Annotated in this window: 16 protein-coding genes; 2 read left to right on the top strand and 14 right to left on the bottom strand. The window is 42.6% G+C overall.

Features of this window, described 5'->3' with window-relative positions; translation table 11 throughout:
• Nucleotides 1-401: 3-oxoacid CoA-transferase subunit A (locus GBI16_RS03000; protein WP_151706506.1), on the bottom strand; the 401-nt coding region annotated here is incomplete at its 3' end.
• Nucleotides 402-681: 280 nt separating this feature from the next.
• Between GBI16_RS03000 and pcaU the strand changes: the two genes are divergently transcribed.
• Entirely contained in the window at nt 682-1,506 is an 825-nt protein-coding gene (gene pcaU, locus GBI16_RS02995; protein WP_151706508.1) for an IclR family transcriptional regulator PcaU, read from the top strand.
• A 102-nt stretch (nt 1,507-1,608) separates the two neighbouring features.
• Here the strand turns inward: pcaU and GBI16_RS02990 are convergent, their stop codons facing one another.
• From GBI16_RS02990 to GBI16_RS02940, 11 genes are all read right to left on the bottom strand, one after another.
• On the bottom strand, nt 1,609-2,421 hold the full coding sequence (locus GBI16_RS02990) for a DUF4198 domain-containing protein (RefSeq protein WP_171494523.1): 813 nt from the start codon (nt 2,419-2,421) through the stop codon (nt 1,609-1,611).
• A 93-nt stretch (nt 2,422-2,514) separates the two neighbouring features.
• Nucleotides 2,515-3,324, bottom strand: coding sequence for a hypothetical protein (locus GBI16_RS02985; RefSeq protein WP_151706504.1), 810 nt, complete (start codon nt 3,322-3,324; stop codon nt 2,515-2,517).
• Between the two features lie 65 nt (nt 3,325-3,389).
• Nucleotides 3,390-5,636, bottom strand: coding sequence for a TonB-dependent hemoglobin/transferrin/lactoferrin family receptor (locus tag GBI16_RS02980; protein ID WP_395579125.1), 2,247 nt, complete (start codon nt 5,634-5,636; stop codon nt 3,390-3,392).
• A 558-nt stretch (nt 5,637-6,194) separates the two neighbouring features.
• A complete protein-coding gene (gene alr / locus GBI16_RS02975) occupies nt 6,195-7,427 on the bottom strand; it encodes an alanine racemase (RefSeq protein ID WP_086208894.1) in 1,233 nt (410 codons plus the stop codon).
• A gap of 60 nt (nt 7,428-7,487) precedes the next feature.
• On the bottom strand, nt 7,488-8,987 hold the full coding sequence (locus tag GBI16_RS02970; RefSeq protein ID WP_086208656.1) for an amino acid permease: 1,500 nt from the start codon (nt 8,985-8,987) through the stop codon (nt 7,488-7,490).
• A 399-nt stretch (nt 8,988-9,386) separates the two neighbouring features.
• Nucleotides 9,387-10,367 carry a succinylglutamate desuccinylase gene (gene astE, locus GBI16_RS02965; RefSeq protein WP_151706502.1) on the bottom strand — a complete coding sequence of 327 codons (981 nt, stop codon included), beginning with the start codon at nt 10,365-10,367 and terminating at the stop codon, nt 9,387-9,389.
• Nucleotides 10,368-10,388: 21 nt separating this feature from the next.
• Nucleotides 10,389-11,729: an N-succinylarginine dihydrolase gene (gene astB, locus GBI16_RS02960; protein WP_151706501.1), complete on the bottom strand. Its 1,341-nt coding sequence runs from the start codon at nt 11,727-11,729 to the stop codon at nt 10,389-10,391.
• A 24-nt stretch (nt 11,730-11,753) separates the two neighbouring features.
• Nucleotides 11,754-13,223, bottom strand: coding sequence for a succinylglutamate-semialdehyde dehydrogenase (astD, locus tag GBI16_RS02955; RefSeq protein WP_086208659.1), 1,470 nt, complete (start codon nt 13,221-13,223; stop codon nt 11,754-11,756).
• Entirely contained in the window at nt 13,223-14,254 is a 1,032-nt protein-coding gene (gene astA / locus GBI16_RS02950) for an arginine N-succinyltransferase (RefSeq protein WP_034171394.1), read from the bottom strand. The genes astD and astA overlap by 1 nt, the downstream gene beginning before the upstream one ends.
• A gap of 13 nt (nt 14,255-14,267) precedes the next feature.
• Nucleotides 14,268-15,485, bottom strand: a complete 1,218-nt coding sequence (locus GBI16_RS02945; protein WP_151706500.1) for an aspartate aminotransferase family protein — start codon at nt 15,483-15,485, stop codon at nt 14,268-14,270.
• A gap of 71 nt (nt 15,486-15,556) precedes the next feature.
• Entirely contained in the window at nt 15,557-16,831 is a 1,275-nt protein-coding gene (locus tag GBI16_RS02940) for a Glu/Leu/Phe/Val dehydrogenase (protein WP_171248480.1), read from the bottom strand.
• A gap of 202 nt (nt 16,832-17,033) precedes the next feature.
• On the opposite strand from GBI16_RS02940, the gene GBI16_RS02935 reads away from it, so the two are divergent.
• Nucleotides 17,034-17,456 carry an Lrp/AsnC family transcriptional regulator gene (locus tag GBI16_RS02935; protein ID WP_086208661.1) on the top strand — a complete coding sequence of 141 codons (423 nt, stop codon included), beginning with the start codon at nt 17,034-17,036 and terminating at the stop codon, nt 17,454-17,456.
• Nucleotides 17,457-17,656: 200 nt separating this feature from the next.
• Here GBI16_RS02935 and GBI16_RS02930 read toward each other — a convergent pair whose 3' ends face one another.
• Together GBI16_RS02930 and gabT are read right to left on the bottom strand one after the other, a co-directional pair.
• Nucleotides 17,657-19,105 (bottom strand): NAD-dependent succinate-semialdehyde dehydrogenase, encoded by a 1,449-nt coding sequence (locus tag GBI16_RS02930; RefSeq protein ID WP_119063800.1) that lies wholly within the window; start codon nt 19,103-19,105, stop codon nt 17,657-17,659.
• Between the two features lie 16 nt (nt 19,106-19,121).
• Complete coding sequence (gene gabT, locus GBI16_RS02925; protein ID WP_086208662.1) at nt 19,122-20,384, bottom strand: 4-aminobutyrate--2-oxoglutarate transaminase; 1,263 nt, start codon at nt 20,382-20,384, stop codon at nt 19,122-19,124.
• Nucleotides 20,385-20,703: the final 319 nt, after the last annotated feature.

The raw sequence follows: 20,703 nt of genomic DNA, 5'->3' as shown, positions 1-20,703 counted from the left end.
TTGCCTTCAGCCAATAAAGTACCGTAGCCTGTAGGCGTAAAGACTGCACCCAGTCCCATACCTGCGGCTTGAATACGACAGGCCAAGTTACCTTGAGGCACCAGTTCCAATTCGATTTTGCCTGCACAATAGAGTTCATCAAAGACCCAAGAGTCGGACTGACGCGGGAACGAACAAATGACTTTTTTCACAGCACCCGCTTTGAGTAGCTTGGCTAAACCATAGTCGCCATTGCCAGCATTGTTACTGACGATGGTGAGGTCTTTAATGCCGAGTTGAATCAAGCCATCAATCAGTTCAGCAGGTTGTCCTGCTGTGCCAAAACCACCAATCATGATGGTTGAGCCGTCGGTGATTTGGGAGAGCACTTCCGCGAGGGATGCCGCACTTTTATCTATCATTAGATAACTCCATTGTGCATCATGCAAATTTGAAAAGGCGCGGAAAACTAACCTATACTCATGGGTTACTTTATTTTCGACAAGATTCCCTAGTCTTTTAGTTAGATTTCCTTATCTGCTCATTTTTTATAATTTAGTGATTTTCGACTAGATAGTGAGCACAGGTTTTGTTCGATCATCGAACAATTTATATATATATCGAACAAAACCTGATTATTTCACTCTGATTTCACGCTATAGTAAAAATAGACAAAGGATAAAAATGGATAGGGATACCGAAATGCATGAAGAAAAAGAACGAATAGAAAAGGGAATACATAATCACAATAATAAGAAAACCATTCGACATGAAGACTTTGTTGCAGGGATCAGTAAAGGTATGGCTATTCTCGATAGCTTTGGTACTGACCGACATCGTTTAAATATCACTATGGCAGCGGAACGTACAGGCATGACCCGTGCCGCAGCACGACGCCATTTACTCACTCTTGAATATTTAGGCTACTTAGAGTCTGATGGTCATTATTTTTATTTAACCCCTAAAATTCTCAAATTTTCAGGCGCTTATTTAGGTGGAGCACAACTTCCCAAAATTTCTCAACCTCTACTGAACCTGCTGACCAATCAAACCTCACTCATTTTTTCCGTGATGGTTTTAGACGGCTATGAAGCCATTACTATTGCACGTAGCGCCGCACATCAACAAACAGATCGTGTCAATCCTTATGGCCTACATTTGGGCAATCGTCTACCTGCACATGCCACATCAGCAGGTAAAATTTTATTGGCCTATCTCGACGATCAGGAACAGTGTGAATGGCTGAATCAGTATCCGCTACAACGCCTCACCAAATACACCCATACCAATAATGAAACGTTTCTGGCCTTATTGCATGAAATTCGAGAGCAAGGTTGGTGTTATTCATGTGAAGAACATGAATTGGGCGTACATGCACTTGCCGTTCCGATTTATGGGCAACAGTTAAAAGTCGTTGCAGCCTTAAATATTGTTTCCCCTACCATGCGAACAACCAAAGAATATTTGATTCAACACATACTGCCTTTGCTACAAGAAACTGCGCGCGAACTACGTAATATTCTTTGATGCTCAAAAAAATAGCGGCACTTGTCACTCACAGACCTGTGATTCAGTTGAGATGAACTCGAACAGATTTCAGTAAATGACCTCTTTAGCCTTAGCTTAAATTTAAGGATTTACGTATAAACTCAAAATCGTTCTATAGGTCTGAGCATTCGGTCGAAACTTTTCAGACTGTTCAGGTGAGGTCATAGTCACAAGGTATTGCCCGACCGCTGGAAAAGGCAAAGTAACCTCACCTGAACCATTGGTCTGCAACTGAGTCACTTTTTCAGCCTCTCCCAATGTGGTGATTTGCTTTTCTAGTGTTACCTGAAAACCTGACGCAGGTTTATTTCCCAAGTTTAATTTTATTGTGAATGGTTTTTTTAATGAAATTTGATTTGGATGACTTGAAAATACCAAACTTAAACCTTGTTGGGTATACTCTTGCTTCAGCTCACTCTGCTGTTGCTTAGAAAAATAACTCAGCAACTGATCAAAACGTTGCACAGTAAACTGCGGGCTTTTCGCTTGTACTTCACTTGGGGTAACAAAATGACGTTCAGTCAGTGGTGATAAACCTTCAGTTTTTGCATCTAATACCCGCAACCAACGTTGGCCAACTTTTGCATATTTAAGCTCACCTGTTCGGAGCCCTGTAACTGTATAAGTTCCTGCTTGATCCGTTTTCACATCTGCCAAACTTAAAACTTGACTATGACTCAATGTTAATTCTTGAGTTTCACCCTTTGGTGTAAGCACTTTAAAATTAAAGCCTTTAATGGCTACTTCCGAGTCAAAAGCTTGCTCTGCAAATCCTGCCAAAACTGCAGTGTTGCCACCTTCTACCACATAACTGCTTGGCGCAACAAAAGGTGCATGTGCCCAACTATTTACGACCAAGATACTCAGTAAGCAAATCAAACCTATTTTTTTCATTGTTGAATATTCCATTGATGTATCGTTGTCCATCGTCAACCTAATTAGTTTTACCTTTAAGCCACCCATAAATGACTTAAAGGTATGGCTGGTTTATTGGGCTGAGGCTTGCCCTACTTTTTTCGCATACTGTTTAATATCGTTTGCTTGAATGGTGGTTTTACCTTTTGCAATCGTTTTGAATTGCTGTCCAGCAATCTCCTGCATTTGAGTCGTACCCGTCGCTAAATTACGGTCAAAACGCTGCATAAACTCATCGACATATTCTTGTTCAGTCACGATCAAATCTTGATTGCTGTCCGTCTCAAAAAATTGTTTATCGCGTGCGGTTAGATAGTCGCCTAAAGTTACATAATTTTTACCCTGTCCATATTGCGCGATAAACTCAGCCACATTGCTTGGCATCGGCATCGAAATAGGTAACTTGGCACGAAAACCATCATGTGTTCCTATACTTCCTCCTGCCAACTGAGCATCTTCTGCATTAATCAAACCGTCTTGATTCAGATCAAAGCCATCAAAAGTCTTTTCACCAGAGGCTTGGAACTCTTTTAACGTTAACTTTTGATCTTTGCTTTTATCTAAAATACCGTAACGAACATGTGCCTGTTTTAAAGACATTTCACGGCGTTGCTTGAGTACGGGGTCTAAACGTGTCTGTTCAAATTGGGCAAACTGTTCAGCTGTCACCTTTTTATTATTGCTAAAAAGTGCAGCATAATCTTGTATATATTGTTGTGTCACTACGGAAGCATTGGGTTGCTTATTTTCTGGATGATAGAGCGCATGAATAGCATAAGCTTGTTGATATACATCTGTTTGCGCTGTTTTATCTGCTGCTAAAATACTCACTGAAGCGCTGAGCATCGTGATACCCATTACCCATGTAGACATGATTTTCATGATGATTTCATTTCCTGAAAGTTAAGTTTGCTGGATGGAATACCTGTTCTATCTAGCTTTGAAATTTAGTATTTAAATTCAACACTTGCGACAATATTTCGACCTGATTCGGCTGCGCGATCTATTAAACTGGCTTGATTCGTTCCTGTGATGGTGCCAACTGCGGAGTAATCCCAATAGGTCTTATCAAAGATGTTGTTAAAAGCTACATTCACTTTGGTGAACTTATTGATATTCCAGTAAGCAGATAAGTCAAAAATGGTGTAGCCAGCAACACGTTGGTACGCAACATCATCTTGATAAGTCGTGACATCTTTGGACGCAATTTTGTCCCCGACTGCTGTTGCAGTTAGACCTAAACCAAAGACTTTATTGGGGTTATCATAAGCAAAAGTTAAACTTCCCTTTTCAGGTTGAACCGAGTTCACACCAGTTTTCAAACCATCTTTATTTTTCGCAGTTCCCTTCGTTTTTCCGGCTACTAATGCCAAACTAAATCCATCTGAGTTTGAAATAAATTGGCCTAGATCTATGCGCGTAGACAGCTCACCACCCCAAATTGTGGCATTGGCTAAGTTTTCTGCACGGTAATAACCATTAGTATACTGTGCTGTATAGCCATAATTATAATAATCAATAAAGTCGCTATACTTCGTATAAAAGCCTGTGATATCAAACTTTATACCGTCAATTGAAGTATTTCTCAGTCCAATTTCAAACGCATCACTGGTTTCTTTATCTAAGTTTGAATTACCAATCACGATATAGCTTGGATTAGCTGCCGTGGTTTGATAAATCCCGCCCATCTCTGTTGGCGAAGGAATACGTGTACCGCGGGTGTATTTAAAATAGCTATAGTTTTCTGGATTAAACTGATAACCTGCTGAAAAACCAGGTGAAACATAACTAAAATCACGATCTTGCACATCACTATATGCAGAAGAGTCCGGGCGATACTCTTGTCGTTCAAGGCGAACTGATGGTGTTAAAGTTAAATCACGCCCTAAGAGGTCTAAACGGATCTCATCAGAGAGGTAAGCAGAATAACGTTTGAGCTCAGAATCAAGTAAATAACCGTTTTGATAGAGTGTTGACAATTTCGAGCCATTACGTAAGTCCACTTTAGTACTCGAATAATCTTTCTGGTCTGCCGCCAATCCATATTTTAGAGTTTGATTGCTCAAACGCTTCAGTGCATCAAACTTAATCCCTGTATTTTTTTCTTTATATGTCGTTGAAAAGTCACGTGCGACTGTCGCACTGTTCATGAATGATGTATCAGTTTCATTATTTGACTCTTGATACCACATTTTACTTTTCAACTGATCAAACAAAGCAAAGTTTGCAGGTTTGTAAATGTGTTCTAAGCTAAATTGGGTACGGTCAATATCTTGCTGTTGGGTGGCATCACTTTTATAGTTGCTAAATAAACTTGCACTAATACCTGTAGTATCGGCAGTTTTGCGGTAAAAGTCCCCAGTCAAATTAAATTGATGCTGATCGGATAACGTCCACAGTACTCGTCCCAATACAGCATCAGACTTCCAATCGGTCGGAAATGCTTTGGTTTTAGAGTTAGGTTTTGTTTCATGCCCATCACGATGTGCATAAGCCACTAAGGCTTTAAGCTCGTCATTACCTACCGCGCCCGTCACAGAGCTTAACCACGCTTCATCCGCAGAGCTATACCCTACTTTGGCAGTCCCCGCGATAGTTTTACCATCCACCAAATAATCTTCTGGAGACTTATTTTTAAATGAGACTCGCCCACCAATACCGTCGGTTGATGCATCTGTTGTTCCTGAAACGATATCTACTGATGTAAACATTTCAGGTTCAATATAGTCACGACCAGCGCCACGTTGACTCATACTATTAGGTGGAATATAAGAGCTAACCGTTGCTTCAGCTATATCTACACCATCAATATCTAAACCAATACGATTGGCATCAATACCACGAATGTTATAACTACTTGTACCAGACCCATCAAAAAAAGTTCCACTGCCTGCAACCGAAAATGGAGCATGAACGAGAGGCAAGTATTTCACGATACTTGCCATATCGGTTACCCCCGTCTTGTCGAGGTTATCTCTATTGATTGAGGTTTTTGAAACAGGCGCCTGATCTTCATGTTCAGCATATACTGTGATCTTAGGGAGAGAGGTTGAAACAGAGACATTCTCTTGTGCAAAGCTGTTTGAGCTGAAACCTGTAGTCATTAAAACAGCTAAACATAGTGATAAATAGCAAGGTCGTAAGTTCAAAATTTTAGCTTCGTCGCCCGAAAATTGCGACTGGTATTGATTCATACTCATGCGGTTAAACCCACTTATTAAATGATATTGATAATCATTACTCTTAATTCAATTTATTTTTCCAGAGCCTCAATGCCTGAGACCTATAAAGATAATTGAGATAGGAAGACTATGTGGATGCGAATAATAATCAATTAGATTATTATTTACAAATAGTATTTGCTTTTATTTTTGGAATGGAGAAGGTTGTTCAAAAAATCGGTTTTTGCTTTTTGTCGTTCAGTGCAGATTTCATCACTACATTCGTGTTGTAAATGTAAAATCAACAACGTTCAGACGATCTAAAACATTTAAAATCAGAAGAATTACACTATTTTAAAATTGATTGAGAGCAGGCCAACATCCCTCAAGGCTTCAGCTTCTCTAACCCAAAATCATCAAATACAGCCATGAAAAAAGACAGCACATCATTCAATATGTACTGCCTTCAATTGACTCATTCACTCTGTATAAACAACCAGACACTCCTTTAAAAAGGCGATGAATAGTTGCTCAACTCAAACTATCGGTAGGTTTAAGTTATCTCCAAGCATACCGAATACTGGTCGTTTATTAATCGTGCCGTACCAGAACCTTAGGGTTAGAATTACCCCACATGGTATAAACATCTGCTAGTAAAGCACCATTGTATTCTTCTAAATCGCTTTGCTTGACACTTTCAGCACCTTGCTGACCAAAGAGCACCACTTCATCATTGGCACGAATATCAGGAAAGTCCGTGACATCTACCATGGTGGTATTCATAGAAGTTCGTCCAACTACAGGCACTTTATGGCCTCGAATCAGCACATAGGCTTTATTACTAAAGGCACGTCGATAACCATCTGAGTAGCCAAGTGGTAAGTTCGCCAACAGCGAATCACGCTTCAAGGTATAGGTTTGGTCATAGCCGACTGTTGTGCCTTTCAAATAGGCATTAACTGTTGCCACTTGGGTTTTAAAGGCCATCAGCTTTTTATATTCGACCCGATCTGGAAGGCTGTCACCATAAATCACGCCACCCGCACGAACCATATCTAAATGTGACTCTGGAACAGTTAAGGTCGCAAAAGAATTTGCGGTATGTAAAGTCAGCGCTTCACGTTTTAATTTGGCTTTTTTAATCAACCAGTCCGTTTGCTGGTTAAACACCGCCAGATGGTCACGCACATATTGCTCATCCTCTACTGCGTAGTGGGTCATAATCCCCACCAGTTTTAGATTGGCTAATTTAGTCATACGTAGCGCTTGCTGTTTGCCCATTTCACTATTCAGCTCTAAACCATTTCGGTCCATACCACCTGCATTTAAACCTAAATGGTATTTAATGGTTAGACCCTGTTGTTTTGCCCACTGCGACATACGTTGTGCTTGCTCATAATTGCCCAACAACTCTTCCATATTTAAAGAAGCCGCATTTTGAATCTCTTGGTCTGTGGCTGCACGTAGTCTTAATAGGCGTCCCTGATAACCAGACTGACGTACCATTGCCGCTTCGGCATTACTAGTAATCCCCACACAAGGTACATTCAGCTTCATAATACTCGGCATCAACAGTTCAATCCCGTGACCATACGCATCAGCTTTCATGACCGCACAAATTTGACTTTTGTCTTGTAATTGCTGCTGCAAAGTCTGAATATTTTGCTCAAAGGCCTGCACATTAATTTCAACCCAAGCATTGGCCTGAGGCGCGGCTGATTGGCTGGCTGAAATATGCGTGGTTAATAAAGGCGCTGCAAAACTGCTATTGATGTTCAACAGCCCTGCACCTAACATACAAGCAAATAATGTCGACTTTTTCAAAATAAAACCCTCTTCATCGTTATAACAAAAGAGAGGGTAAATACCCTCTCTCACTTTTCACTAATTATTTTCTTGCATATCATCATGCTCAATGCGGCGACCATGGGTCAAAATCCAACTGCGCTCTGCATATTTTTTCGTTTTATAGTAATAAGCAATACCTAAGCCAATAAACCAAAGTGGGGAGAATGCCAATGAAATCATGGTGTCATGATCTAGTGCTAAAATCGCCACCACAAAGATCAAGAATAACAAGGTAAACCATGCCATAAATCGACCACCTGGCATTTTATACGCCGACTGCTCATGTAATTCAGGGTCTTTTTTACGATAAGCCAGATACGACAAAATAATCATGGCAAAAGTAAAAATACATAGAATAGAAGTAAAGGCTGAAATGATAATGAATGCTGTCATGACATTCGGCACAATAAACAGAATCGACGTTCCTACCACTACACAGAACATTGAAAATATAAGGCTCAGCACAGGCACTTTACTTTTCGACAGTTTGGCAAAACTTTTCGGTGCATCTTTTTCTACAGCCAAACCAAACAACATACGGCTGGTCGCAAACACACCACTATTCGCAGAAGACATGGCAGAGGTTGCCACCACAAAGTTGACAATACTGGCTGCCGCAGGCAAACCAATTAAGGTAAACATTTCAACAAATGGACTTTTATCTGGAGAAATTTGTGACCAAGAAGTGACTGCAATAATACAAACCAAAGCACCGATATAGAACAATAAAATACGTAATGGAATCGAGTTAATCGCACGTGGTAAAGCATAATGCGGATCTTTGGTTTCTGCCGCAGTAGTACCCACCAATTCAATGCCGACAAAGGCAAATACTGCAATTTGGAACCCTGCTAAAAAGCCAGTTAAACCGTATGGGAACAAAGACTCTTTCTCAACCACATGAGCTAACGACGCTTTGACACCATCTGGAGAGACAAATCCAATGGTAATGAGATATATACCAACACATAGGAATAAAATAATTGCGATAATCTTGATTAAAGCAAACCAGAACTCGACTTCACCAAATAACTTTACAGCAACGAAATTCAACAAAGTCAAAATGGCAATTGAGGTGAAAGCGGGTATCCATGCGGGGAGATCAGGATACCAAAACTGTGCATAGCCCCCAATAACAATCACATCGGCAATTGCAGTGACAATCCAGCTAAGCCAGTACGACCACCCTAAAAAGAAGCCTGCCCATGGACCCAAATATGCCGTTGCAAAATCAGCAAAAGATTTATAGTTGGTATTGGAAAGCAGTAACTCCCCCATCGCACGCATGACGAAGAAGAAGAAGAAACCAATAATTAAATAGGTCAGAATAATGGATGTACCTGACACAGCCAACGTCTTACCCGATCCCATAAAGAGACCTGTACCAATCGCACCACCAATCGCAATCATCTGAATGTGACGATTGGTTAGTGAGCGTTGCAGTTGTTCTTCCTCAACTGACTCGTAATGATGTCCACCCAATAAATCACCTTCTAAAGGTTCTTTTTGTTGATGGGCTTGTTTTCCATTCATCATATTTTTACTCCAATTTACAGCCCAACGGGTGTAAATATGGGACTTTGTTAAAATAATTTCTTATTTCATTTCAGTCCAAATTAAGCTACATATTATCTTTCAATAACATTAATTTTTACTATTCAGAGCCAGTAGAGTTAATCCTTTATCAGCCACTAAATAATGTTTACACGACTTGCAAAACCTATGCCAAATTCAAATATTTTTTATTAAAAAACAATAACTTAATAAATAATAAACGCAAAAAAATCCACCAACCATAAGTTACCTTATAATCAGTAGATAAAAATATTGAATTAATATTTTTAACAATATCCATATATTCAATTCCATTGAAAATTAATTTAACGACTTAAGTTCGATAAACCACCATCAGCACATTTAATAAATTGACTAAAATCATCCTGAATAAACCTCAGTTAAGATCAGCCCTGCTCTTAATCCCTTTTTCACTTGAGTATTCGGAAACAAAATCCGAACCTGCTCTGGTGCAGTCACATACGGTTTGCCCTGTTGTAAGGCAATGACAGCACCAGTTTCAAACACAAAAAAATTAGGCGCAGCATCTGCCAAATTCAGTTGGAAGTCTTCTTCAGTTTTGATGATCGAATCAACGACTCGAAAAGTTTGAATTGCTTGTTTTTGGCGTACAGGTAAGGACTGCTCACTCACCACGGCGCGAAGCACATAATTAATCGCAGCGAATGCTGTCAAATCATTTTGTCCAAAGGGTTTAGCATGACCAAGTTCTAGCGTCGAACTGGCCGCTTGAAACTGAGAGCTGCTAAAGTGTGTAAAAGTACGACCTACAGCATTGTGATACACTAAGGCATCCAATTCCGCAGCGTTTAGGCTGTCTAACATCGCAGCATCATAGTCATGGGTTTGATAAGGAAATAAGGCAAAAGTCGGCAACAAAGATGGGCGAATCGCGGTATGCAAATCGTAATGATAGCGTCGTACTTGAGCTGGACTATCATTAAAAAAAGCGGTGACGATCTGTTCTAAGACCGCCACCCGCTGCGCTTCAACTGTGTCGGTAAATTGTTGATAGGCCCCGCAGAACATGCGGTTCATATCATTTTCAACATAGCGTTGCCCCGAGCGAATCGCGATAGGATTCCCTAAAATCAGCAATAACTTAACCTTGAGCTCTAATGCCCCTGCAAACAAATCGTGACTCAGCTGCGCCAACAACTCGATTGGCGCAGTTTCATTGCCATGCACACCCGCGGAAAGCACGACTGCTTTTTCATAAGCCTGTTTCGGCGTAAAAGATAAAACACCTTCAGCCAACCATTCCCAACGAAAATCATGCTGTACGCCATGTGCTACAGTCGGGACACGTTGTTTTAAAACATCACCTAGAAAATCTATCATCTGCTTTCCCTGCACGATTGCTTAACGTTGGAAGTGATACACCGAACCTAAGTTCAAAATTTGCGTCAGTTCATCTAACGCAGTACGGCTTTCAATCAGTAATTGCGGGTCAGCCAAATCTTGTTGCGCCAACTGGTCACGGTAGTACTGGTCGACCCACGTGTTTAAACGGGTAAACAAGGCATCATTCATGAACAGGTTTGGGTTGATTGCATTCAGCTCTGCTTCATTCACCGCCACACGTAAACGTAAACATGCAGGGCCACCGCCATTGCGCATACTTTCACGTAGGTCAAACACCTTGATGTCGTCAATCGGCGTACCCATTTGGATCATGTCGTTTAAATAACCCCACACTGCTGGGTTTTGACGTGATTCTTCAGGCACCACAATGCTCATCCCGCCATCGGCACGGGTGAGTAATTGGCTATTGAACAAATACGTATTGACCGCATCTTTCACAGAAACACGCTGATCAGGCACTTCAATGGAGACGAATTCTTGACCCAAGCGCGCCATTTTTTCGCGAATTTCTGACAATGCTTCAGACTGATTCAAAAATGCATGCTGATGGTGGAACAAGACGTTTTGGTTACTCACCGCAATCACGTCGTTGTGGAAGACACCTTGGTCAATCACATCGGGATGCTGCTGTATAAATACCGTTTGTTCCGCTTTGAGCTGGTGTAAACGTGCTACGGCTTCACTCGCCTCTAAGGATTGACGCGCAGGATAGCGTTTCGGGCCAATACCACCGCCGAGGAACTGCTGACCATAAACGAACACTTGCACGCTGGCCTGATCATAAGCACCGCCTAAACGGTTATGATTCGCCGCGCCTTCATCACCAAACAATGCCACAGGTGGCAGTGCTTCGTGATGGGCAAAGTGACGTTCATCCTTAAACATCGCTGCCATAACACGCGATGTGGTGTCATGCTCAATCGAACGGTGGAATTTGTTGTTTAAATTCGCCGCAGTAAAATGCACACGACCATCTGCACTGTCCGCCGACGGTGAAACGGTTGCCGCATTGGCAGTCCACATACAGGATGCTGAACTCAACGCGGATAACAATGCAGGCGAGGTACGCATCGCTTGTTCAATCACGCTGTGATCATCTCCACGGAAGCCCAATTTGCGCAAAGTCGGGACATGAGGGCGTTCTTGCGGTGCAAATACACCCTGCTTTAACCCCATGTCGGCCAAAGCTTTCATCTTTAACAGACCTTGCTTGGCAGCCAACTTCGGGTTGGAAAGATTATTTTGGTTTTTGGTAGATGCCTCGTTTCCGAATGACAATCCTGCATAGTGGTGTGTTGGACCGACTAAACCATCAAAATTAATTTCATAGCCTGACATTTCTAAACTCCCTTTTCTGTCGACTTACAGCACAATGCCTGGCGATAATTTTTCAGGTAGGCTTACCTGCTGACTTTCCAGTGATGCCATTGGCCATGCGCAGTAATCTGCGGCATAGAAAGCACTGGCACGATGGTTTCCTGATGCACCTACACCACCAAAGGGTGCAGCACTTGACGCGCCTGTTAATGGTTTGTTCCAGTTCACAATGCCTGCACGTGCTTCAATCAATAAACGATCAAACAGCGCACGGTCAGGTGAAACTAGACCCACCGACAATCCAAAACGAGTACCATTTGCTAGTGCCAAAGCCTCATCAAAGTGGTCATAACGATAGATACAGCTCAATGGACCAAAATATTCTTCGTCAGGTACATCACTCACATGGGTCACATCTAAAAGACCTGGACTTAACAAGCTACTGTTGGCATCCGCTTGAGTCACAGGGAGCAGAACTTGCGCTCCTAAATCAATCAGGCGTTGTTGTGCTTGTAAAATTTGCTGTGCAGCATGCAATGAAATCACACCACCCATAAACGGTTGTGGCTGAGCATCCCACTGACCCACCACCAAGTTACGGCTGACTTCAGCCAAACGTTGAATGAAGGCATCGCCTACAGCACCATTTTTAATAATTAAACGGCGTGCACAGGTACAACGCTGACCCGCTGAAATAAAGGCAGATTGGACGGTTAAATTCACCACCGCATCAATATCGGTAATCTCGTCGATAATTAATGCGTTATTACCGCCCATTTCTAAAGCGAGAATTTTTTCTGGAGCACCAGCCAATTGTTTATGCAGGTGATAACCTGTATTGGCACTGCCTGTGAATAACAAACCATCAATTTCATGTGACTGTGCAAGTGCCTCGCCTGTGCTACGACCACCTTGCACCAAGTTCAACACACCCGCAGGTAAACCCGCTTCTTGCCATAATTTGACCGTTTCTTCCGCAGTCCACGGCGTCAATTCACTTGGTTTAAAGACCAAAGTGTTGCCTGCAATCAGCGCAGGGACGATGTGACCATTGGGTAAGTGACCTGGGAAGTTATACGGGCCAAATACAGCCAACACACCATGCGGACGGTGACGTAAAGACGCTGCACCATCTGGCATTTCCGTCAGACTTTCACCTGTACGTTCGTGATAAGCACGCACTGAAATCGCTACCTTACCAATCATCGACTGAACCTCAGTCAACGTTTCCCAAATCGGCTTACTGGTTTCACGACTAATAATCGTTGCAAGCTGTTGTTTGTTTTGTTCTAACAAGCTGGCAAATCGTTGAATAATTTCAAGACGCTCAGCTAAAGGGCGACGTGCCCAAGCAGCAAAGGCAGCACGTGCAGACTGACAAGCTTGTTCAACTTGCTCAGCTGTCGCTTCTGCACCGTGCCAAATTGTTTCTTGCGTAACAGGATCGAGTTTGTCCCATGCCGCACCTTGCGCTGGAGACCATGTCCCGTTTATATATAGATTCCCTTGTGACATTATTTTTGCTCCATCTTATCTAAAGGCAACATACGAATGCTTTGCCCTGCTTGCACACCAAGGGCATGCGCTTGTTCTACCGTTAAACTTAAACTGTCTGACTCAGCCGCGTGCTGAATCAAAATCGCGCGATAGTCTTGATAGCGATCATTTGCCACCAAATAACGCCCTGCATCATCTGGAACGCTATCGACGATTTTCACTGCACAAGTGTGACTGTCTTTGACAGCACGCAGGCTACTGACTTCGGCTTCAAGTGTCGGGCCTGCATCAAAAATATCGACATAACCTTGGTAACACAGCCCTTCTGACTCCAACACACGAGAGGCTGGAACCGTCTGCGGATGCACCTGTGCAATTACTTGTTGCGCAGCCATCGGCAGCAAGTCGATATACACAGGAAAACGTGGCATCAACTCCGCAATAAAGACTTTTTGCCCTATACCACTGAGGTAATCCGCAGTCGAGAAATCCATATTGAAAAAGTGATGGCCTAAAGCATCCCAAAATGGCGAACGACCATTTTCATCGGAATAACCACGCATTTCCGCAATCAGCTTATTTTGAAAAGCCTGTTTAAAAGCAGCGATAAACAGAAAACGAATCTTCGACAGCAGTTTTCCATTTTGGTCTTTGCGGTACTCTGGGTCTAAAAACAGCGTGCAGAGTTCGCTACAACCGGTATGGTCATTGCTTAAAAACAGCGTATTTAAAGTTTTATAAACATTCAGAGTTTGTGAGGCATGGACTTGCTTGCCCACATGGTAGTTATAGAAAGGCTCAGTTAAACCCACTGAAACTTCAATTGCACTAACGCCAACCACACGCTGTAACAAGGTATCTTCTAAAACAAATAAATAGCCCTGTTCACTCGGTGTTGCCTGACCCGCTAAGGTCTTTTGCGTGCGTGCAATACGAGCCGATAAGATCTCTTTATTTTGGGGTAAAGAAGTCAGGCCAATGCCAGACTTCCCCGCCAGAATGTAGATATCATCTAAATCTCGATGCTCTGCATGTCTAACAATCATCATAACCAGTGGCCTATCACGCGCCAACAAAGCGCGCGAGCGCACGTTCAAAGCGTTGTAAACCGGCTTCGATATCTGCTTCTGGAATAATTAATGATGGTGTAAAACGAACAACATTTGGACCTGCAACCAGCGCCAATAAGCCTTCTTCGCCCGCCAAAGTCACGATGTCTTTAGCTTTGCCTGCATATTCAGCTTTCAGTACACAGCCGATTAATAAACCTTGACCACGAACTTCTTCAAATAAGCCATAGCGTGCATTTAACTGGTTTAAACCGTCAGCAAAAATTTGCGCACGTGTACGTACACCATTCAACACTTCTGGGGTATTGATCAAACCAAATACCGCATTTGCTACGGCAGATGCCAATGGGTTACCGCCATAAGTCGTACCATGGTCACCCACCACAAACATGTTGGCATATTTGTCAGTCGTGATCATCGCACCAATTGGGAAACCACCGCCGAGTGCTTTGGCTGTAGTTAAAATGTCTGGGGTCACATCAGTGTTCATATAGGCATATAGAGCACCTGTACGACCCACACCTGTTTGCACTTCATCAAAAATCAGTACAGCACCATGCTGGTCACACAGTTCACGTAAGCCTTTTAAGAATTCAGGATTTGCGGTAATTACACCACCTTCGCCTTGAATCGGCTCAACAATCACTGCACACGTATCTACATCAATTGCTTCACGTACTGCATCTAAGTCATTGAATGGTAAGTGCTGGATACCTTCTGGAAGCGGTGCAAAGTCTTGTGAATATTTCGGTTGACCACCAGCCGTAACCGTAAATAGAGTACGACCGTGGAAAGCATTTTTGAATGCAATAATTTTATTTTTGCGCGCCGAGCCTGAAAGTAGGCCCACTTTGCGCGCAAGTTTCAAAGCCGCTTCATTGGCTTCTGCACCAGAGTTACAGAAGAACACTTTGTCTGCAAAGGTGTTATCGACCAATTGTTTTGCAAGTGCCAGTACGGGTTCGTTGGTATAACCATTGCCAATGTGCCAGAGCTTTTGACCTTGCTCAACCAAAGCATTAACCGCCACAGGGTGAGCATGCCCAAGTGCATTGACCGCAATACCACCTGCAAAATCAATATATTCTTTACCTTGCTGATCCCACAAACGAGAACCTTCGCCACGCACAGGAATAAACTGAGCGGGTGCAAAAACTGGCACCATATACTGATTAAAATCTTGGCGAGTAGGTTGACTATTCTGGTTCATGGTTTGTTCTTCCTTAATAAATCTGATGTTGTTCTGTCTTGAATGTGCCCCGAAGGGCACGAAACTCCCCCTTAACCTGGGAAAATTCCTCGTTCTTTACGTGCTTTTAAGATACGTTGACATGCCAAGATGTATGCCGCTGTACGAAGGCTGCACTGCTTTTCGCTCGAAGTGAACCAAACATCTTCAACTGCTGACACCATAAGTTTGTCTAAACGCTGATTGATCTCTTCTTCTGTCCAGAAATAGCTCGCCATGTCTTGAACCCACTCGAAGTAACTCACAGTTACACCGCCTGCGTTACACAGTACATCTGGGACTATCGTGATTTGACGCTCTAACAGAATGTCTTCTGCATCTGGATAGGTTGGACCGTTCGCACCTTCCAAGACCAATTTTGCAGTTAAGTGTTGCGCACGTTCAGCGGTAATCTGACCTTCTAAAGCAGCAGGAATTAAAATATCCATGTCCACTGTCCAGAATGCTTCGTCTTCAATTAAAGTGGCATCAGGGAAACCTGCTACACCTTTATGAATCGCAACATAGTCCTGTAACTGCTTAACATTCATGCCTTCTGCGTTAAAGATCGTACCTGTGTGGTCTTGTACACACACCACTTTCGCATTGGCTTTGTAGAATAAGTATGCAGCTTCACTACCCACGTTACCGAAACCTTGGATCGCTACACGGCTACCTTCAAGTGCAAGATTGATTTTCTTAGCCACTTCTAAACCTGTCACAAACACACCACGGCCCGTCGCACGGACACGACCTAAAGAGCCACCTAAGTGCACAGGCTTACCTGTTACTACACCTGTTACGGTATGACCTTTAATGCTTGAATAGGTGTCCATCATCCAACCCATAATGTCTGCATTGGTGCCTACATCTGGAGCAGGTATATCGGTTTGTGGGCCGATGATTGGGCTAATTTCGCTGGTAAAACGACGAGTCAGACGTTCAAGTTCTCGTGGAGACAACTTGCGAGGGTCTACACGGATACCACCTTTAGCACCGCCATACGGTAAGTTTAAAACCGCAGTTTTAATTGTCATCCACGCTGAGAGTGCCATGACTTCGTTGAGTTCAACATCTGGATGGTAACGAATACCGCCTTTACCAGGTCCACGTGACAAATTGTGCTGTACACGATAGCCTTCAAAGTGCTGAATTGAACCATCGTCCATCACAATTGGCACATCAACAATCAAAGCGCGCTTTGGACGCTTTAAAGTGTTGATGAATGGAATTAAGTCGTCTTCCAGATATGGCGCAACACGGTTAATCTGTGCAAGATAGGTCTGCCAAGCGCCACTATTGTCCATTTCATATGACAAAGACATGATATTTCCCTTTAAAATTTGCTGAATCAAATCCATTAAATAGATATGAGACACCTCCTATAGAACACATCGCCTCAGCTCGATGTAACGCTCACTAGAGTGCTTCTCAATACGCATAGTATGAAAAATCAAATTGCGCCCAAAAAGTTGTAAATTTGATTAAAATGAAATAAATTTCATCAAATTGATAACAGGAAAAATCAAAATGAACGATACGGACAGTCAGATCCTCGGCTTACTACAAGACAATGCCCGTATCTCGATTACCGAGATTGCGAACAAGCTCCATATCTCTCGAAATACCGTACAAAAGCGTATTGAATATTTGGAAACCAGTGGTGTGATTACAGGCTATACCGTACGGATTAAACCGGGTGCTGAGAAAAATAGTATCCGTGCTTGGATGAATATTATGGTGGAAGGCACCAAGACCAGTGCAGTGGTCAAAGAGCTTAGAATCGACCCTGCTGTGCATACCTTGCATAGTACCAATGGCAAGTGGGATCTGTTGGTCGAATTGAAGTCTGATAGCTTAGAAAATTTTGATCGAATTTTAGAACGAATCCGAAATATTTCAGGAATTTATAACACTGAAACCAGTATTTTACTGTCTACCTATAAAGTTTAAAGTCACTTATATGTTTGGACAGATTAAAGAAAAGAAGACACGTTATATAAAGGTGTAGTGAACTTTATTGATTTGGCTTTTTAAGTTGCTTCACTAGGTACTATTTTAAAATAAATCGACTCTCCCCTTATATGCCCATAAAAAAAAATCAGCCTTGAATGGGCAAGGCTGATTTTTTAACTGATGATTGCTAGACGTACTTAAACAGAGATATCCACGCACAAATATTTCATTTCGAGATATTCGTCGATACCGAATTTAGAGCCTTCACGCCCTAAGCCAGACTGCTTCACACCACCAAATGGAGCCACTTCATTTGAAATCGCACCCGTGTTGATGCCCACCATACCGTACTCAAGCGCCTCACCAACACGCCACTGACGTGCTGTGTTTTGGGTAAATAGGTAGGTTGCCAGACCAAATTCGGTGTCATTGGCCATTTGAATCGCTTCTTCTTCCGTTTTAAAACGGAACAGCGGTGCCAATGGGCCAAAGGTTTCTTCTTTCGAGACTTTCATCTCTTGTGTCACTTCTGTTAAAAGTGTCGGTTCAAAGAAAGTACCACCTAAGCTTGAACGTTGACCACCGGTTTTAACCTGTGCCCCTTTACTGATGGCATCTGCAATATGTGACTGAACTTTTTCAATCGCTGCTTCATCAATCAAAGGACCTTGGGTTGAAGTCTCGATACGACCATCACCAACTTTTAAATTCGCAACAGCAACTGTCAACTTTTCAACCAATGCATCATAAATACCGTCTTGCACATAGATACGATTGGCACAAACACAGGTCTGTCCGCTATTACGGAACTTGCTGGCCATAATACCTTGTACTGCTTGCTCAAGATTAGCATCGTCAAACACCAGCACAGGTGCATTACCGCCTAACTCTAAAGACAGTTTTTTGATGGTTGGTGCACATTGCTGCATTAAGATACGACCAACTTGCGTTGAACCCGTGAAGCTTAACTTCTTCACCGTATCGCTTTCACACAATGTTTTACCGACTTCAATCGCGTCACCACTGATATGCAATAACACATCTTGTGGTAAACCCGCGCGCAGTGCCAATACCTCTAAAGCATAAGCTGTCAAAGGTGTTTGCTCTGCTGGTTTCACAAGCATTGAACAACCCGCTGCAATTGCAGGCGCTGCCTTACGTGTGATCATTGCCGCAGGGAAGTTCCACGGTGTAATTGCAGCAGTAACGCCAATGGCTTGTTTGATGACCAACAAACGCTGATTTGGTAGTGTTGGTGCTAAAACATCACCATCTATACGACGAGCTTGCTCTGCAAACCAGCGAATAAATGAAGCCGCATAGCCAATTTCACCACGTGCTTCAGCCAAAGGTTTACCTTGTTCAGCAGTCAAAATCTGAGCCAATGACTCTTTATTTTCCTGCATCAAGTCAAACCAAGCCCAAAGCACATCAGCACGTTGTAGCGCAGTTTGTGCTTTCCACGCGGTTTGCGCCACTTGCGAACGCGCAATCGCTTGTTCAACTGACGCGCGGTCATGGGATTTCACCCATGCCAACGTGTCATGTGTTGCTGCATCTTTCACTTCGATGTAACCGCCATTTTCAGGCATATCAAAACGAATATCTGGATGCTGTAATAAATCTTTATATTGCGCTTGAAGCATAGTCATTACTCTTCAATTATGCTGCAGCAGAAAGTGCAAAACCTTGTTTTAAAATGTTTAAGCCAGCACGGAATTGCTCTGCAGGAATCGTTAAAGGATATAAGAAACGAATCACATTACCATAACGACCACAGGTCAAAATAAGCAAGCCATTTTGCATTGCATAGTTTTGAATCGCTTTAGCTTGATCAGCAGTTTCCAATTCAACAGCAACCATTGAGCCTAAAGCACGAATATCTTGAACAATAGAAGAAGATTGTTTGAGTTCGTTTAGAACTTCAACCAACTCTGCACCCAATACATTTGCACGTTCGCAAAGACCTTCTTCTTCAATTACGTCAAGTACCGCATGTGCAGAAGCAACTGCGACAGGGTTACCTGCATAAGTACCACCTAGACCACCTGGGTTTGGTGCGTCCATCACTTCAGCACGGCCTACTACGCCAGAGATTGGGAAGCCACCACCAAGGCTTTTCGCCATTGTGATTAAATCTGCTTTAGTTTCATAGTAGTCCATCGCAAACAATTTACCAGTACGCGCAAAACCTGACTGTACTTCATCTGCAATAATCAAAATACCATGTTGGTCACACAAAGCACGTAAACGCTTTAAGAATTCTGCTGGAACAACATTGAAACCGCCTTCACCTTGAACTGGCTCAAGCACAATCGCAGCAACATCATGTGCTGCAATATCTTCTGCAAAAATGTCTTCAATGCTTTGAATTGCATCATCTACAGTAATGCCTTTTGACTCTACTGGATAGCGTGCATGGAAAACACCTGCTGGCATAACACCAAAATCACGCTTGTACGGTGCAGTTTTACCTGTCATTGCCATGGTCATAAATGAGCGACCGTGGAAGCCATTACCAAAAGTCACAATACCGTGACGACCCGTATGTGAACGCGCAATTTTTACTGCATTTTCTACAGCTTCAGCACCTGTAGAGAAGAATGTTGTTTTTGCATCACCTGCAATCGGCGCACGTGCATTGATACGCTCAGCCAATGACACATAAATTTCATACGGCACAACTTGATACGCCGTATGGGTAAATTTAGTTAATTGTTCAGTAACAGCAGCAATAATTTTAGGATGGCGGTGACCTGTATTTAGTACAGCAATACCACCAGCGAAGTCGATGTATTGATTACCTTCAGCATCCCAAATCGTGGAATTTTCTGCTTTCTCCGCATACCATTGACACATGACACCAACGCCACGAGGTGTCGCTTGTAGTTTACGTGCGTTCAGTGCAGAGTGTTTACTGTCCATTTTGCATCCTCATTCTTGATTCATACATTTATAAAATTTCAGTGTCCATATCATGCTTTTGCTGATATACAAAGGACCTGTTGTTGATTTCATTCTGCGCTTTTATTGGTACTAAACGAGAGCCACTTTCTATCAGATGAAGAGAGCCAATTTACCAGTATGCTGCATCATTATTTTCCAAATATTTTTTTATTTATTAAAAATAAACAGCTTACAAAATAAAAAACAGGCACCTTTTAAAAAGGTGCCATTACAACATCAACCTACGTGTAGAGCCATTGCAACTCAACATAGCAACCGATAGAAACACTTCGTATTG

Origin of the sequence: Acinetobacter sp. TUM15064 (assembly GCF_008980265.1) — a bacterium.
Classification (GTDB): Bacteria; Pseudomonadota; Gammaproteobacteria; order Pseudomonadales; family Moraxellaceae; genus Acinetobacter.
Note: the sequence above shows the minus strand (reverse complement) of the source record. Positions and strands in the feature narration are given on the sequence as shown.

Bases quoted from the DNA above. Each gene is read 5' to 3' on its own strand.
- pcaU (WP_151706508.1), top strand. From the start codon at position 682: ATGCATGAAGAAAAAGAACGAATAGAAAAGGGAATACATAATCACAAT.
- GBI16_RS02990 (WP_171494523.1), bottom strand. From the start codon at position 2,421: ATGAAAAAAATAGGTTTGATTTGCTTACTGAGTATCTTGGTCGTAAAT.
- GBI16_RS02985 (WP_151706504.1), bottom strand. From the start codon at position 3,324: ATGAAAATCATGTCTACATGGGTAATGGGTATCACGATGCTCAGCGCT.
- GBI16_RS02980 (WP_395579125.1), bottom strand. From the start codon at position 5,636: ATGAATCAATACCAGTCGCAATTTTCGGGCGACGAAGCTAAAATTTTG.
- GBI16_RS02970 (WP_086208656.1), bottom strand. From the start codon at position 8,987: ATGATGAATGGAAAACAAGCCCATCAACAAAAAGAACCTTTAGAAGGT.
- astE (WP_151706502.1), bottom strand. From the start codon at position 10,367: ATGATAGATTTTCTAGGTGATGTTTTAAAACAACGTGTCCCGACTGTA.
- astB (WP_151706501.1), bottom strand. From the start codon at position 11,729: ATGTCAGGCTATGAAATTAATTTTGATGGTTTAGTCGGTCCAACACAC.
- astD (WP_086208659.1), bottom strand. From the start codon at position 13,223: ATGTCACAAGGGAATCTATATATAAACGGGACATGGTCTCCAGCGCAA.
- astA (WP_034171394.1), bottom strand. From the start codon at position 14,254: ATGATGATTGTTAGACATGCAGAGCATCGAGATTTAGATGATATCTAC.
- GBI16_RS02945 (WP_151706500.1), bottom strand. From the start codon at position 15,485: ATGAACCAGAATAGTCAACCTACTCGCCAAGATTTTAATCAGTATATG.
- GBI16_RS02935 (WP_086208661.1), top strand. From the start codon at position 17,034: ATGAACGATACGGACAGTCAGATCCTCGGCTTACTACAAGACAATGCC.
- GBI16_RS02930 (WP_119063800.1), bottom strand. From the start codon at position 19,105: ATGCTTCAAGCGCAATATAAAGATTTATTACAGCATCCAGATATTCGT.
- gabT (WP_086208662.1), bottom strand. From the start codon at position 20,384: ATGGACAGTAAACACTCTGCACTGAACGCACGTAAACTACAAGCGACA.